General features: G+C 73.9%; 12 protein-coding genes. 8 read left to right on the top strand and 4 right to left on the bottom strand.

Translation table 11 applies throughout. The features are described 5' to 3' along the window. Both Saso_RS04750 and Saso_RS04745 read left to right on the top strand, forming a co-directional pair. Positions 1–1,149, top strand: a complete 1,149-nt coding sequence (locus tag Saso_RS04750) for a type ISP restriction/modification enzyme (RefSeq protein ID WP_189927581.1) — start codon at positions 1–3, stop codon at positions 1,147–1,149. 10 nt (positions 1,150–1,159) lie between these two features. Next, positions 1,160–2,365 carry a CaiB/BaiF CoA transferase family protein gene (locus tag Saso_RS04745; protein ID WP_189927582.1) on the top strand — a complete coding sequence of 402 codons (1,206 nt, stop codon included), beginning with the start codon at positions 1,160–1,162 and terminating at the stop codon, positions 2,363–2,365. Between the two features lie 35 nt (positions 2,366–2,400). Here Saso_RS04745 and Saso_RS04740 read toward each other — a convergent pair whose 3' ends face one another. The 3 genes from Saso_RS04740 to Saso_RS04730 form a co-directional block, all read right to left on the bottom strand. After that, complete coding sequence (locus Saso_RS04740) at positions 2,401–2,682, bottom strand: hypothetical protein (protein WP_189927583.1); 282 nt, start codon at positions 2,680–2,682, stop codon at positions 2,401–2,403. Positions 2,683–2,808: 126 nt separating this feature from the next. Then, a complete protein-coding gene (locus Saso_RS04735; protein WP_189927584.1) occupies positions 2,809–3,627 on the bottom strand; it encodes an anti-sigma factor in 819 nt (272 codons plus the stop codon). Next, positions 3,624–4,166 carry a sigma-70 family RNA polymerase sigma factor gene (locus Saso_RS04730; protein ID WP_189927585.1) on the bottom strand — a complete coding sequence of 181 codons (543 nt, stop codon included), beginning with the start codon at positions 4,164–4,166 and terminating at the stop codon, positions 3,624–3,626. The genes Saso_RS04735 and Saso_RS04730 overlap by 4 nt, the downstream gene beginning before the upstream one ends. A gap of 210 nt (positions 4,167–4,376) precedes the next feature. Between Saso_RS04730 and Saso_RS04725 the strand changes: the two genes are divergently transcribed. The 4 genes from Saso_RS04725 to Saso_RS04710 all read left to right on the top strand — a co-directional run bounded on the left by Saso_RS04725 (position 4,377) and on the right by Saso_RS04710 (position 11,338). After that, the gene (locus Saso_RS04725; RefSeq protein WP_189927586.1) at positions 4,377–5,885 is read left to right on the top strand and encodes a DUF4331 domain-containing protein; all 1,509 of its coding nucleotides are present in this window, start codon (positions 4,377–4,379) and stop codon (positions 5,883–5,885) included. 147 nt (positions 5,886–6,032) lie between these two features. Next, a complete protein-coding gene (locus Saso_RS04720; protein WP_189927587.1) occupies positions 6,033–7,919 on the top strand; it encodes a tetratricopeptide repeat protein in 1,887 nt (628 codons plus the stop codon). After that, a complete protein-coding gene (locus Saso_RS04715) occupies positions 7,916–9,652 on the top strand; it encodes an urease accessory protein UreH domain-containing protein (RefSeq protein WP_189927588.1) in 1,737 nt (578 codons plus the stop codon). The genes Saso_RS04720 and Saso_RS04715 overlap by 4 nt, the downstream gene beginning before the upstream one ends. A 60-nt stretch (positions 9,653–9,712) precedes the next feature. Continuing rightward, positions 9,713–11,338 carry a serine/threonine-protein kinase gene (locus tag Saso_RS04710; protein ID WP_189927589.1) on the top strand — a complete coding sequence of 542 codons (1,626 nt, stop codon included), beginning with the start codon at positions 9,713–9,715 and terminating at the stop codon, positions 11,336–11,338. 4 nt (positions 11,339–11,342) lie between these two features. Here Saso_RS04710 and Saso_RS04705 read toward each other — a convergent pair whose 3' ends face one another. Then, positions 11,343–12,149 carry an SGNH/GDSL hydrolase family protein gene (locus tag Saso_RS04705; RefSeq protein WP_189927590.1) on the bottom strand — a complete coding sequence of 269 codons (807 nt, stop codon included), beginning with the start codon at positions 12,147–12,149 and terminating at the stop codon, positions 11,343–11,345. A 212-nt stretch (positions 12,150–12,361) separates the two neighbouring features. Between Saso_RS04705 and Saso_RS04700 the strand changes: the two genes are divergently transcribed. Continuing rightward, positions 12,362–13,471: a DUF5925 domain-containing protein gene (locus Saso_RS04700; RefSeq protein WP_189927591.1), complete on the top strand. Its 1,110-nt coding sequence runs from the start codon at positions 12,362–12,364 to the stop codon at positions 13,469–13,471. A gap of 16 nt (positions 13,472–13,487) precedes the next feature. Continuing rightward, positions 13,488–14,261 (top strand): DUF72 domain-containing protein, encoded by a 774-nt coding sequence (locus Saso_RS04695; RefSeq protein ID WP_189927592.1) that lies wholly within the window; start codon positions 13,488–13,490, stop codon positions 14,259–14,261. Positions 14,262–14,281 lie beyond the last annotated feature (20 nt).

Here is a 14,281-nt window from a genome sequence, read left to right as displayed (position 1 = left end):
ATGCCCGGCGTGACGCCCGACGACGCTCCGCCGCTGGCGGACCTCATGCCGTGGTCCGTCGCACCGCCGCGGCTGGGCCGGGGGTGGCCGACGGGCCCCGACCCGGCCTGTCTGAAGACCCGCTGGGACACGCTGCTGAAGGCCGAGGGGCCGCAGCGCGAGGCCCTGTTCCGGCCGACGCGCTCCCGCACCCCGCACACGGCGGTCGGGCAGCTGCCCGGCCTCACCGGCGGCACGGAGCGGCTGGACCGCGCCTCGGGGCCCTGCGCGGAGCCCGTGCGGGTCCTGGCCGCACCCTTCGACGAGCAGTGGCTGATCCCCGACCACCGGCTGATCGACGCCGCCCGCCCGGAGCTGTGGCGGGTGGCGGACGCCCGTCAGGTCTTCGTCCTGGAGACGCCCGCCCCGCCGGGCCCGCCGCTGCTCGCGACCTCGCTGCTCCCGCTGGCGCGGCCGGGCCGCGTCCGGCCGCTGTACCGGCGCCCCGGCGGCACCGAACCCAACCTGGCGCCGGGGCTGCTCGAACACCTCGGTCACTCCCCCGATCCGGTGGACTTCCTGGCCTGGACCCTGACCGCCGTGCGGCCCGGCCTCACGGTGCCGCTCACCCGCGACCCGGAACTCTGGGCGCGGGGGGTCGAACTGGGCCGCCGCGCCCTGTGGCTGCTGCGCCGCGACGGCGAACGCCCCCGGCTCCCGGGCGGCCGCCGCCCCTACGTCCGCGCCCCGCTGCCGGCCCGGCCGCTGACGCTGCGCTACGACCGCGACGAGGAGACCCTGCACCTGGACGGCGGGCGCGTCTCCCCCGTCCCCCCACAGGCCTGGGACTTCGAGGCGGGCGGGGTGCGCGTCCTGGAGCAGTGGTTCACGGCCCGCACGGCGCAGGCCGCCGAGCCGGGGACGCTGGCCGCGATCGGTCCGGCCGCCTGGCCGCAGGCCTGGACGTCCGAGCTCCTCGAACTGATCACCGTGCTGGCGCTGTTCGCCCAGGTGCGCGCACGGCAGGAGGAGCTGACGGTGCCGGACACGGTCACGGCGGAGGAGCTGCGGGCGGCGGGCGTCCTGCCCGTGCCCGCCCCGGCCCGCCGTCCGGCGACGGTCCTCGACCACCACGAGGAGGGCCCGGAGGGCCAGTTCGCGCTGATCTAGCATCCACCCCATGGACCAGAGCCCCGTGCCGCCGCTGCCCCTGGAGGGCCTCACCGTCGTCGCCGTCGAACAGGCCGTCGCGGCCCCGTTCGCCACCCGGCAGCTCGCCGACCTCGGCGCCCGGGTGATCAAGGTCGAGCGGATCGACGGCGGCGACTTCGCCCGCGGCTACGACACGGCCGCGGGCGGTCTCGCCTCGCACTTCGTGTGGTGCAACCGGGGCAAGGAGTCCATCGCGCTGGACGTCAAGGACCCGCGGGGCCTGGACGTCGTACGGCGGCTGGTCGCCGGCGCGGACGTGTTCGTGCAGAACCTGGCGCAGGGTGCCGCGGCCCGGCTGGGCCTGGACGCGGCCACCCTGTGCGCGGCGCACCCGCGGCTGGTTGCCGTCGACATCTCCGGGTACGGGGCGGGCGGGCCGTACGCGGACAAGCGGGCCTACGACATGCTCGTGCAGTGCGAGGCGGGGCTGGTGTCGGTGACCGGGACGCCGGAGCGGCCGGTGAAGGCCGGCATCCCGGCGGCGGACATCGCGGCGGCCATGTACGCCTTCTCGGGCGTGCTGGCGGCGCTGGTGCGGCGGGGCACGACCGGGCGGGGCGGGCCGGTGGAGGTGTCGATGCTGGACGCGCTCGCCGAGTGGATGGGGCATCCGCTGCACCACACGATGCACGGCGGCGCCGCCCCGGCCCGCACCGGCCTCGCGCACGCGGTGATCGCGCCCTACGACGCCTACGACACCGCCGACGGCGGCCGGGTGCTGCTCTCCGTGCAGAACGACCGGGAGTGGGGGCGCCTGGCCGGGCAGGTCCTCGGGCGGGCCGACGCGGCGACGGACCCGGCGTACGCGACGAACGCGGCGCGGGTGGCGAACCGGGACCGCACGGACGCCCTGGTGGCCGGGGCGCTCGGGGCGCTGACCACCGACGAGGCGCTGGCACGGCTGGAGGGCGCGGGCATCGCGTGCGCGCGCCTGAGGGACCTGCACGAGCTGGCGGAGCATCCGCAGCTGGCGGCCCGTGACCGGTGGCGGGAGGTGGGGACGCCGGTCGGACCGTTGCGGGCTCTACTGCCCCCGATCACGCTGCCGGGCGGGACGGAGGCACGGATGGGGGACGTTCCCGCGCTCGGGGAGCACACCGGAGCGCTGCTGCGTGCCGTGGGGATGACGGACGAGGAGATCGCAGCGCTGCGCCGGGACGGTGTGGCCGCCTGAGCGCGGGACTCGGTTGGTGAGGGCGCGCCGGCCGGTCAGTGCTTGTGGCCGCCGAAGAGCGAACGGCGCAGTCGGCGCAGCGGTGCGAAGAGCGAGACCCGGCTCACCCGCGCCCGCGTGGTCCTCGGGCCGTGACCACGTGCGGGCTCACGTGCCGTCAGCTCCCGCATGAGCGAGGTCGCCTCGAGCGTCTCGCGCTGCGGTATGGCGGGACCCGCCAGTACCGAGAGATGGCGGTCGAGGCGCGAACTGGTCGCGCTGCTCCCGCAGGTGATCGCGGGGACCCTCGCCCTGCTGTGCATCGTTATCTGTTCCATGTCACTCCCCACCCGTACGAGTCCACCCGGCCCGGGCAGGGTAACCCTATCGTCCCGTCGAGGCACCCGTGTATCGAGCTGTCGGGATTCACCTTCCCCGTAAGGGGGTTGACGACTCCTCCCCGATTACTCTCCGAATCCGACCGATTTCAGGGTGAGTTGGACAATCGGCTGAGTAGTGGGCTGCGGGGATCCCCCGTCGGGCTCGACGGTCACAGCGAGTGACGTCGCGCTCTTGTCGAGGCCGGTGGCGACCAAGGGCGTGTCGGCGTCGAAGAGCCCGAGGGAGCGCGGTTGCGCGTCGGGGCGCATGAGCCACAGCTGATGCACCTGCCCCGAGGGCAGAGCGCCGTATCCGCTCAGGGTGACGACCGCCTGTCCCTCCTCGGCGGAGGCCAGCACTCCGATACTGCGGCCCCGGGCGTCCTTCCCGGTGCTCGACCGCGCGTCCGGAGCTGCGAGAACGTGGGCGATCTCACGTGCCTGGTCGCGCGCGGCGTCGAGTTGGTCCTGACTGCGGCCCGCCTGGACGGCGAAGAGCGCGGCGACGACGAGGGCCGCCGCCGCGGTCGCGGTGGCGAAGGGCACGAACAGCGGGCGGCGCGCGCGGGGCGCACGGAGGCGTCCGGGCGGTGGTTGCGTGCCCCAGACGTGCGGGGGCAGTTGGGGCGCGTGCTCGCGCGCCGGCGCGCGGGAGGACTCCTGGGGCGTTCTCTGGACCGCCGCCAGCACCCGGCTGCGCATGGCCGCCGGGGGCGGCGCCGCCTGGGACCAGGCGAGCCGTACGGCGTCCTCGGCCAGCAGCCGCACCTCGGCGGAGCAGCGGTCACAGCCCGTCAGATGCTTCTCGAAGCGGCGGCGTTCGTCGGGTTCGAGGGCGTCGAGCGCGTAGGGGGCGGCCAGCGAGTGCAGGTCCTCGCGGCGGAACAGGCCGAGCACACTCATGCGGCACCTCCCAGGCAGTCGCGCAGCCGCGTGAGTCCGTCACGCATCCGGGTCTTCACCGTGCCCAGCGGCAGCGACAGCCGGTCGGCCACCTCACGGTACGTGTAGCCGTCGTAGTAGGCGAGGGTGACCGACTGGCGCTGGAGCGCCGTCAGCCGGTCGAGGCAGCGGCGGACCAACTGGCGTTCCAGGCCCGCCTCGACCTCCTCGGCCACCTGGTCGAAGGCGGGGTCGTGGAAGCGCCCCGCCTCGCGCTGCTCGCGGTCCACCGCGGCGCGGGCGCTGCGCACCCGGTCGACGGCACGGCGGTGCGCGAGGGTGAGGATCCAGGAGAGGGCGCTGCCGCGGCTCGGGTCGAAGCGGCCGGCGGAGCGCCAGGCCTCCAGGAGCACCTCCTGGGCGACCTCCTCCGACTGGGCGGGATCGCGGACGACACGGCGCACGAGGCCGAACACCGGCCCGGACACGAGTGCGTAGAGCCGTTCGAACGCCCGCTGGTCGCCTCCCGCCACGAGCACCAGAAGCTCGTCCGCCTCCATGCCGTCCCCCTCTCTGCGGCCGCCGCACCCGGGCCGCCCCGTCACACCAGGCATTCGCAACGAACACACCTCCGGATGGGGGGTACGTATCGAAGGGCCGAAAACGCGGGTGAGCAGGAAAGAAAAAGTTTTTTGGTTTCGACCAATCCGAACCCACCCCTCGCTCCGTATCACTGTCCGTCAGGCAACTTGGCACAGAGGACGGACGGCATGACAGCTTTCTCCAGGAGCGGCAACGGACGCAGGAGCGTCGCGACCCTCATATGCGGTGCGTTGGCCGCCGGGGGGCTCGCAGCCGCCGGCGCCGCAGCGCTGGCCCCGGGGGCGGCCTACGCCTCCAGCCACCGCGAGGCTCCTCTCATCTCGGGCACTCCGCAGTACGACAACACCGACGTGTACGCCTTCGTGAGCCCGGACCACCCGGACTCGACGACGATCGTCGCGAACTGGATCCCGTTCGAGGAGCCGGCCGGCGGTCCGAACTTCTTCCCGTTCGCCGAGGACGCCCAGTACGACCTGCACATCGACAACAACGGTGACGCGAAGGAGGACCTGACCTTCCGGTACACCTTCAAGACGCACACGAAGAACAAGAAGACGTTCCTCTACAACACCGGCGTCGTCGAGAGCCTGGACGACCCCGACCTGAACATCACGCAGACGTACGACCTGGAACTCATCAAGTCGAAGAAGGGCAAGGTCGAGCGCAAGACCAAGCTCGCGGACGACGTGCCGGTGGCGCCGTCGAACGTCGGCAAGGCGTCGATGCCGCACTACTCGATGCTGCGCGACCACGCGATCTACAAGCTGCCGAACGGCGCCAAGACCTTCGCGGGACAGGCCGACGACCCGTTCTTCCTCGACCTGCGCGTCTTCGACCTGCTGTACGGCGGTGACCTCTCCGAGGTCGGCAACGACACGCTCAAGGGCTACAACGTCAACTCCATCGCGTTGCAGGTCCCGACCGACATGATCACCGAGTCCAAGAAGCAGCCGATCGTCGGTGTCTGGTCGACCACCCAGCGCGAGAACGCCCGGGGCTACTACACGCAGGTCTCGCGCCTGGGCAACCCCCTGGTCAACGAGGTCGTCAACCCCATCAAGGACAAGGACAAGTTCAACGCGTCCGAGCCGAAGGACGACGGCCAGTTCCTGAAGAACGTCACCAACCCCGAGCTGCCGAAGCTCATCGAGGCGATCTACAAGATCAAGGCGCCGGCCGAGCCGCGCAACGACCTCGTCGACGTGTTCCTGAAGGGCGTCAAGGGCCTCAACCAGCCCCCGTACGTGACGCCGTCGGAGGAACTGCGCCTCAACACCTCGATCAAGCCCACCGCCAGCCCCAAGCGGCTCGGTGTCCTCGACGGTGACAACGCGGGCTTCCCGAACGGCCGCCGGCTCACCGACGACGTGATCGACGCCTCCCTCCAGGTCGTCGAGGGCGAGCTGGTCGGTTCCAAGAACGACCTGGGCGACGCGGTCGACAAGAACGACAAGGACTTCGAGAAGGCCTTCCCCTACGTCGCCCTGCCCACCGAGGGTTCGCGCGGCGCGAGCGCCAAGAGCGGCGCCGACGTCCGCAGCCAGCTCGGTGACGCGCTCACCGGCTCCGACAGCAACACCGCGCTGATCGCGTCCTCCGCGGGCGCCGGTGCGGCGGGCATCCTCCTCATCGGCGGCGGGCTGATGTGGTGGCGCGGGCGGCGGCGGGCCTACTAGGCCCACCCCTTGGCGGGCCGGGGAGAATCCTGCGCTCCCCGGCCCTGCCCCACCGACTGGCGCGGCCCGCGTACCAATCCCCCACGGCGCGGGCCGCGCCACCCTGTGCGAGCAGGCTGAACGACCTCAGGCGACCTAGGAGAGGGCATGTCCCCGCGGACGAACGACGGCGAACCGGAGCCCACCCGACGGGCCTTCGACCGGCCGGCACCGACCACCGGCGAGCCGGCCACCGACGGACCGGACGCCGGCACACCCGTCACGGACCCGGGACACCCGGTGCGTCCGGCGCGCACCACCGGCCCGGACGCCGGGGAGGCCGCCGCCGGGGCGACGGACCGGACGCCGTCCGCGCCGGCGCCCGGCGCCACCGGCCCCGGTCCCGACACCGAAGCGGTCACGGCCCGCGGGTCCGACACCGGCGCCACGGAGACCTCCGGAGCCGTCGCTTCGGCGGCCGTCGCCGAGTCGGACGCCGACTCCGGCACGACCGCCGACACCGACACCGGTACGGACTCCGGTACCGGCTCCGCGGCCGTCGCCGAGTCGGGCGCCGGGGCCGGGGGCGACGCGGGCCGCTCCGGCGGTGCGGGGTCCCGTGCGGGCGACGCGGCCGACGACGACCACGAGCACGGTGAGACCCACGAGGCCGGGCGCGGGGACGACCGGGTCGCCGCCGTGCGGCGGGCCGGGGCCGCCGGCCGGCGCTGGCGGGCCGCTCAGCTCAGCGCCTGCGCCGCGATGCTGGCCGTCGCCCTCACCGCCGGGGCGGTCGCGCTGGGGGCGGTGCGCGACGGGCGGAACGTGCCCGTGGCGACCGCCGCCGCGGTCGCCCCCGGACTGCTCGCCAGTGGCGACCTCGACGCCAGCATCACGGCGCTCCAGGCCCATCTGCGCGCCCAGCCCAAGGACTTCGGCGGCTGGGCCACCCTCGGACTCGCCTATGTCGAGCAGGCCCGCACCAAGGGCGACCCGTCCCGCTACCCGCAGGCCGACCAGGCCCTCGGGCGGTCCCTCGCCCTGCGCCCCGACAACGACCAGGCCCTCGCCGGCCGGGCCGCGCTCGCCGCCGCCCGGCACGACTTCGCGCACGCCCTGGAACTCGCCGACCGCGCGCTGGAGCAGAACCCGTACAGCGAACGCGCCCTGTGCTCGCGCATCGACGCCCTCGTCGAACTGGGCCGCTACGCCGACGCGGACGCGGCCGTCCGGACGGCCGACGAACGGCGCCCGGGGGTACCGGTGTTCACCCGTTACGCGTACGTCCACGAACTGCGTGGTGACGTCGCGACCGCCCGCCGGGTCCTGGACCGGGCGCTCGCCGCGTCGACCTCCCCGGGCGACATCGCCTACGTCGCCTCCCAGCTGGGCCAGCTCGCCTGGAACCAGGGCGACTACGCCTCGGCGCTCACCCACTACGCCCGCGCCCTCGCCGCCGACGAGAACTACCTCCCCGCGCTGGAGGGCCGGGCCCGCGCCCAGGCGGCGAGCGGCCGGCGGGCGGAGGCGATCAAGGGGCTGGAGCTGATCGTCGCGCGCTACCCGCTGCCCGGGCCGCTGGTGGAGCTCGGTGAGCTGTACGAGGCGCGGGGCGCCGAGGGCGACCGGGCGAAGGCCGAGGACCAGTACTCCCTCGTCGACGCCTGGACGGCCATCGCACGCGCCAACGGCGTCAACGCCGACCTCGACACGGCGCTCGCCGCAGCCGACCACGGCGGCCGGGCCACCGCCCTGCGCGCGGCGCGGGACGACTGGTCCCGCCGGCACACCGTGCACACGGCGGACGCCCTGGCCTGGGCCCTGCACGTCAACGGCAAGGACGCCGAGGCACTCCCCTACGCGCGGCAGGCCACGGCCACCGGCTACCGCAACGCGGCCTTCCTCTACCACCGCGGCATGATCGAGAAGGCCACCGGTCACGCCGCCGACGCCCGTACCCACCTCGCCGCCGCCCTGAAGCTGAACCCCGGCTTCTCCCCGCTGGGCGCCCGCGAGGCCCGTACGGCACTCGAGACGCTGGAGGCGAGCAAGTGATGTCCCGTCGTCTGTTCGCCTCCTGCGCGGCCGTGTTCACGGCCGGCTGCGCGCTCGCGCTGGTTCCTTCCGCCAGCGCGAGCGCGCACCCCCTGGGCAACTTCACCGTCAACCGCTACGACGGCCTCGTGGCCGCCCCGGGGCAGCTCCGCGTCGACCACGTCGAGGACCTCGCCGAGATCCCCGCGACCCAGGCGAAGCCGGACATCGACCGGCTCGGCATGGGCGAGTGGGCCCGGCAGCGGTGCGCGACGGCCGCGAGCGGCAGCCGGCTCACGGTGGACGGCCGCGCCGTCACCCTCACGGCCGGTCCGGGCAAAGCGGTCGTCCGGCCGGGTCAGGCCGGGCTGAACACCCTGCGGGTGGAGTGCCGGCTGACGGCTCCGCTGCCCGGCACGTCGGCAGGCGACACCGTCGACCTGACCTTCCACAGCGAGGGCGCGTCCTCGGGGCCCGGCTGGCGCGAGATCACCGCGCGCGGCGACCGCATGACGCTGACCGGCTCCGACGTTCCGGCGAAGTCGGTGTCGGGTGAACTGACCAGCTATCCGAAGGAGTTGCTCTCCTCGCCGGCGGACACATCCACCGCGTCCCTGCGGGTGCGGCCCGGCGGCGCGGCCCTCGTCGAGGACGGCCGGGACGCACCGGCCGCGTCCGTGCTGCCGCGTGGCGCCGACCGCTGGACCCGTGCCCTGGACGACCTGGTCGCCCGGCAGGACCTCACCGTCGGTTTCGCCGCGCTGGCCCTGGTGATCGCGATCGGCCTCGGCGCGATGCACGCCCTCGCGCCCGGCCACGGCAAGACCATCATGGCGGCGACGGCCGCGGCGCGCGGCGGGCGGGCCCGGATGAAGGACGTCCTGCCGCTCGCCGCCTCCGTCACCGTCACCCACACCCTGGGCGTCGTCGCCCTCGGTCTGCTCGTCACCGCCGGTTCGGCCGCCGCGCCCTCGGTGATCGCCTGGCTGGGCCTCGCGAGCGGGGCACTGGTGCTCTTCGCGGGCGCGAGCCTCGCCCGGCGGGCCTGGCGCGGGCGGAACCCCGGCGACCCGCACGGTCACCCGCATCCGCACCCCGCCGGTGACGGCCACCCGCACCCCCGTCCCGACGGCGGCCGCCCCCACACCCACGGGCCGGTGAAGACCCCCGGCCGTCAACTCGCCCTGGTCGGCGCCCCCACCCCGCACACCCATGCCCATCCGGAGCACGGACCCGACCACGGACCGGACCACGACCGGGGCCACACCCACGACCACGAGCACGACGGGCACCACGGGCACACCCACGACCACGACCACGGTCACCGTCACGACCACGGTCACACCCACAACCACGGTCACACCCACACGCACAGCCACGGGGGCCGCACCCACACCCACGCCGTCGCCCCCACCCTGCGCGGCACGCTCCTGCTCGGCTTCGCCGGCGGCATGGTCCCCAGCCCGTCCGCCGTGGTCGTGCTGGTCGGCGCGGCGGCCCTCGGGCACGCCTGGTTCGGGCTGCTGCTCGTCGTCGCGTACGGCGTCGGCCTCGCCCTGACCCTGACCGCAGCCGGGTTCGCCGTCGTCCGGCTGGGCAGCCGGGCGACCGCCCTCCTGGACCGGCAGCCGCGCTGGACGGCCCACCCGGTCGTGTCGCTGGTGCGCCGCAACCTGCCGCTGTGGTCCGCGTTCCTCGTCGTGGCCCTGGGCGCCGGACTGGTGCTCAAGGGGGCGGCATCCGTACTCGGCTGAGCTACGTTGGTGGGGTTGGGGAGGTTTTCGCCCGGATGCGAAGAGCGAAATGGGGGCGCTGTGTCCGAAGAACCGGGCAGTGAACGTCTGATCGCGGGCCGGTACCGTCTGCTGACCCCGCTGGGCGAGGGCGGCATGGGAACGGTGTGGCGCGCCCGCGACGAGGTGCTGCATCGCGAGGTCGCCGTCAAGGAGGTGCGCGCCCCGCACGGGCTGGCCGCCTCGGACGTCGAGCGGATGTACGCCCGGCTGGAGCGGGAGGCGTGGGCCGCGGCCCGGGTCGCGAACCGCAACGTCGTCACGGTGTACGACGTTGCCACCCAGGACGGGCGGCCGTGGATCGTCATGGAGATCGTGCACGGGATCTCCCTCGCCGAACTGCTCGACGCCGAGGGGCCGCTCGACCCGGCGCGGGCCGCCCGTATCGGCGCCGAGGTGCTGTCCGCGCTGCGGGCGGCGCACGACGCCGGGGTGCTGCACCGGGACGTGAAGCCGGCGAACGTGCTGATGTCGAACGACGGCCGGGTGGTGCTGACCGACTTCGGCATCGCGACCGTCGAGGGCACCTCCGCGCTGACCATGACCGGTGAGGTCATCGGCTCACCCGAGTTCCTGGCGCCGGAACGGGCGCTGGGACGCACCCCGGGCCCGGAGTCGGACCTGTGGTCGCTGGGGGTGCTGCTGTACGCGGCGGTCGAGGGCAACTCCCCCTTCCGGCACGACACTCCGCTGAGCACGCTGCGTGCGATCGTCGACGAGGAGCTGCCGCCGCCGCGCCGCGCCGGGCCGCTCGCGCCCGTGATCGAGGGGCTGCTGCGCAAGGACCCGGCGGAGCGCTTGTCCGGCGACCGCGCCGAGCAGGACCTGCGGCTGGTCGCCGCGGGGGGTACGCCGTTCGGCGACACCCTCCGTTCGACGCCCCCGGCGCCGTACGGGCCGTACACGCCGACGGCCGCCACGCCCGCCGAGCCGTTGCGCCGGGAACTGCGGGCCGGCACCCCGCCCCAGCCCTGGACGGCCGCCCCGGCGACGACCGGACCGCAGCGGCCGGACCGCGGCCGGCGGGCCGGTGCCGTCCTGGCCGCCGGGGTCGCGGTGCTGGCGCTGGCGGTGGCCGGGCTGACGTACGGGCTGCTGAACCACGACGGCGGTGGCGGCGACGGCGGCGACGCGGGCGACGGGGTCACCCAGAGCGCCTCGGAGGTCCTGAGTCCGCCGCCGACGCGGCCGGAGTCGAGCGAGGCGAGCAGCGAACCGTCGAGCCCCGAGCCCAGCGAGAGCCACAGCTCGAAGGCTCCGGCGCAGTCGGTGACGGTCAGCGTCAGCGGCACGCACACGGACTACTCGGGGAGCTGTCCGCCGCCGGACGCCCAAGCACCCTCGTTCACCGCGACGATCACGGTGGGGCGGCTGCCCGCGACGGTGCCCTACCGCTGGGTGTCGCAGGACGGCGAGCTGTCCGGGCAGACCTGGAAGACGCTCGAATTCCCCGAGGGCGGGGGGAAGTCCAAGCAGGACAAGGTGATCGTGTCGACGTACGCCGAGAGCGGGACGTACCGCAACGCGATCGCCGTCGAGGTGCGCGATCCGGTGCGGAAGACGTCCGGCTCGGTGCCGTTCTCCGTCACCTGTGAGACGGAGACCCCGCCGGACGGGGCCTCCCCCTCGCCTTCCGTCTCTCCGTGACGGATCAGGCGGCGCTGTTCAGGACCGACAGGTAGCCACCCGACTGGCCGGACGCGGTCGGGTGGTAGGACTCTCCGATGTTCAGCCAGTTGAGGCTGTGCAGCCAGGAGCTGCCGGAGCAGATCTCGTGGCCGGTGAACGTGGTGCGGACGTCGCCGAAGGCGAAGCCGTGGGCCGCGGCGCGCCGGGCGGTCGCCGCGTCGAGGTAGTCGGCCGCGTTGTTGATGGCGGAGCGCTTGGCCTCGGACAGGCCCAGGCAGACCGTGCCGAGCTTGTAGAAGCGGGGGTAACCGATGACGACGACGCGCGCGTTGGGGGCCTTGGCGCTGATCGCCGAGTAGACGGAGTCGAGTTTGCCGGGGAGCGTCGAGTCGACGTAGGCCTTCGCCGTGTCGATGCGGGACAGACAGGTGCTGTCGGAGCCGGTGACGCAGGTCGTCATGACGTCGGCGAAGCCGGCGTCGTTGCCGCCCGCGGTGATGGAGACCAGGCCGGTGGAGGAGCTGAGGCCGCCGAGCTGACTCGCCAGAACTTCATCCGTTCGGGCGCCCGAGCAGGCCGCGAAGGTGAACGACGAGGGGGCGTGGGCGGCGTTCCACAGGTACGGGTACGCCTTGGTACTGCGCTTGCAGTTGCCGCTCGAGCTGATGTAGCTGCCCGCGCCGACACCGGAGGAGTAGGAGTCCCCCAGCGCCACATAGCCGCCCGTGGCGGCGAGTTGGGCGCCCTGCGCCGATGCCGCCCCGGTGAGGGCGGTGCCGAGGGCGAGGAGGAGTGAGCTCACGAATACGACAAGTCGGGAACGTCTCATGGAACCTCCTTTAGCAGGATCTCTGCCACAACTGTCGTAGCAACTACGCGCGTTGATCGGAAGTGTTCATGCCAAAACTTTCGGCCGCCCCGGACCCGTGGCGCGGCACGGCGGCGCGGGCGGCGGACCCGACACACCACGACACACCGGGCGTACCTCGCGCACTGCGGAAACCGGGTGCGACGGACGCGCCGGTGCCGGATCATGGCGGCATGTCCGTACCCCCGCACGACGCTCTGCCGATCCGGCTCAACGTCGACGACTCCGACTCCCCGTCCGACGTCGTCGACGCACTGTTCCTCGGCCGCTTCGCGACGGGCGAGCAGCCGTACTCGCACGCGGTGAACATCGACCGCGTGCGCTCCGGAGCGGCGCTGCTGCCCCCGCACGCGCGCGTGCTGCGCGTCGCCCGTGACGACGACCGCAGCGCCACCCTGGCCGAGGGCGACGGCTGGACGCTGCTGGTCTCCCGCTGGAACCGCGGCGCCGACGTGACGGTCACCGCGACCACCGCCGAACTGGCCGCGCAGGTGCTGGAGCAGACCACCGAGGGGGCGGCGGACGAACCCGAACCGCAGCCGGAGAACGTCACCATGGGCTTCTGGTACGTCTCCCCGCGGCGCGGCCCGCACCGCACCACCCGGCAGATCTCCGCGGGCACCTGGGACGAGGTGCGCCCCAACTACACGGCGCCGGTCGCCGAGGCGATGGACAAGCTGATGGGGACGACCCCGCAGGACATCGCCGGCCGGCTGCTCCTGCTGCACGGCCCGCCCGGCACCGGCAAGACCTCCGCGCTGCGCACGCTGGCCCGTTCCTGGCGGGAGTGGTGCCAGGTGGACTGCGTCCTGGACCCCGAAAGGCTCTTCTCCGACGTCGGCTACCTGATGGACATCGCGATCGGCGAGGAGGACGCCACCGGGAAGGGCCGCTGGCGGCTGCTGCTCCTGGAGGACTGCGACGAACTGATCCGCGGCGAGGCCAAGCACACGGCGGGCCAGGCCCTGTCCCGGCTGCTGAACCTCACCGACGGCCTCCTCGGCCAGGGCCGCAACGTCCTGGTCGGCGTCACGACCAACGAGGACCTCGAACGTCTGCATCCCGCCGTCGTGCGCCCCGGCCGCTGTCTGGCCCGCATCGAGGTCGGCCGGCTGACCCGCCGTGAGGCCGTGGACTGGCTCGGCAGGGAGGCCGCCGGGCAGGAGGACGCCGTGGACCGCGAGGGCGCGACCCTGGCGGAGCTGTACGCGCTGCGCCGGGGCACGTCACCGACCGCGCTGCCGGAGCCCCGGGGGCGCTCGGACGCGGGACTGTACCTGTAGGTGCTTTGATGGAGGTATGACGCTGTACGTCGGCACGTCCGGCTGGCAGTACAAGGACTGGAAGGGCGTCCTGTACCCGGCCGACGTGCCCGTGCGGCGATGGCTGGAGGAGTACACCGGGCACTTCGCCACCGTCGAGATCGACAACGCCTTCTACCGGCTGCCCTCGCGGGAGACGTTCGCGTCGTGGGCCGCGCGCGTCCCCGCGGACTTCGTCGTCTCCGTGAAGGCGAGCCGCTACCTGACCCACATCAAACGGCTCAAGGACCCCGGCGAACCGGTGGAGCGGCTGATGGCCCACGCGGCCGGGCTGGGCGACCGGCTCGGCCCGGTGCTGCTCCAGCTGCCGCCGACCCTGCGGGGCGACGCCGGCCTGCTCGACGCCTGCCTGTCCTGCTTCCCGCCGGGCACCCGCGTGGCGGTGGAGCCGCGCCACGATTCGTGGTGGACGCCCGAGGTGCGGCAGGTGCTCGAGTCCCGCGGCGCCGCCCTGTGCTGGGCCGACGCCCGCTCCCGCCCGGTCACCCCGCTGTGGCGCACCGCCGACTGGGGGTACGTCCGCTTCCACCAGGGCCGGGCCGACCCCTGGCCGCGCTACGGCCGCCGCGCCCTGGAGACGTGGCTCGACCGCATCGCGACGACCTGGCCGGACGACGCCGAGGTCCACGCGTACTTCAACAACGACCCCGGCGGCGCGGCCGTGCGGGACGCGGCGGCGTTCGGCCGGACGGCGCGCCGGGCGGGACTGCGTGCCACCCGCACGCCGGGTGCGCTCACCGCACCGCGCTGAGCGCCCGCCGCCCGCGGGAC

Source organism: Streptomyces asoensis, from assembly GCF_016860545.1.
In the GTDB taxonomy this organism is placed as follows: Bacteria; Actinomycetota; Actinomycetes; order Streptomycetales; family Streptomycetaceae; genus Streptomyces; species Streptomyces asoensis.
The sequence above is the reverse complement of the archived record's forward strand: the minus strand, read 5'-3'. Positions and strand labels throughout refer to the sequence as shown.

Excerpts from the sequence above, each read along its gene's own strand:
- Saso_RS04750 (WP_189927581.1), top strand. The coding sequence starts at position 1 with ATGCCCGGCGTGACGCCCGACGACGCTCCGCCGCTGGCGGACCTCATG.
- Saso_RS04745 (WP_189927582.1), top strand. The coding sequence starts at position 1,160 with ATGGACCAGAGCCCCGTGCCGCCGCTGCCCCTGGAGGGCCTCACCGTC.
- Saso_RS04740 (WP_189927583.1), bottom strand. The coding sequence starts at position 2,682 with ATGGAACAGATAACGATGCACAGCAGGGCGAGGGTCCCCGCGATCACC.
- Saso_RS04735 (WP_189927584.1), bottom strand. The coding sequence starts at position 3,627 with ATGAGTGTGCTCGGCCTGTTCCGCCGCGAGGACCTGCACTCGCTGGCC.
- Saso_RS04730 (WP_189927585.1), bottom strand. The coding sequence starts at position 4,166 with ATGGAGGCGGACGAGCTTCTGGTGCTCGTGGCGGGAGGCGACCAGCGG.
- Saso_RS04725 (WP_189927586.1), top strand. The coding sequence starts at position 4,377 with ATGACAGCTTTCTCCAGGAGCGGCAACGGACGCAGGAGCGTCGCGACC.
- Saso_RS04720 (WP_189927587.1), top strand. The coding sequence starts at position 6,033 with ATGTCCCCGCGGACGAACGACGGCGAACCGGAGCCCACCCGACGGGCC.
- Saso_RS04705 (WP_189927590.1), bottom strand. The coding sequence starts at position 12,149 with ATGAGACGTTCCCGACTTGTCGTATTCGTGAGCTCACTCCTCCTCGCC.
- Saso_RS04700 (WP_189927591.1), top strand. The coding sequence starts at position 12,362 with ATGTCCGTACCCCCGCACGACGCTCTGCCGATCCGGCTCAACGTCGAC.
- Saso_RS04695 (WP_189927592.1), top strand. The coding sequence starts at position 13,488 with ATGACGCTGTACGTCGGCACGTCCGGCTGGCAGTACAAGGACTGGAAG.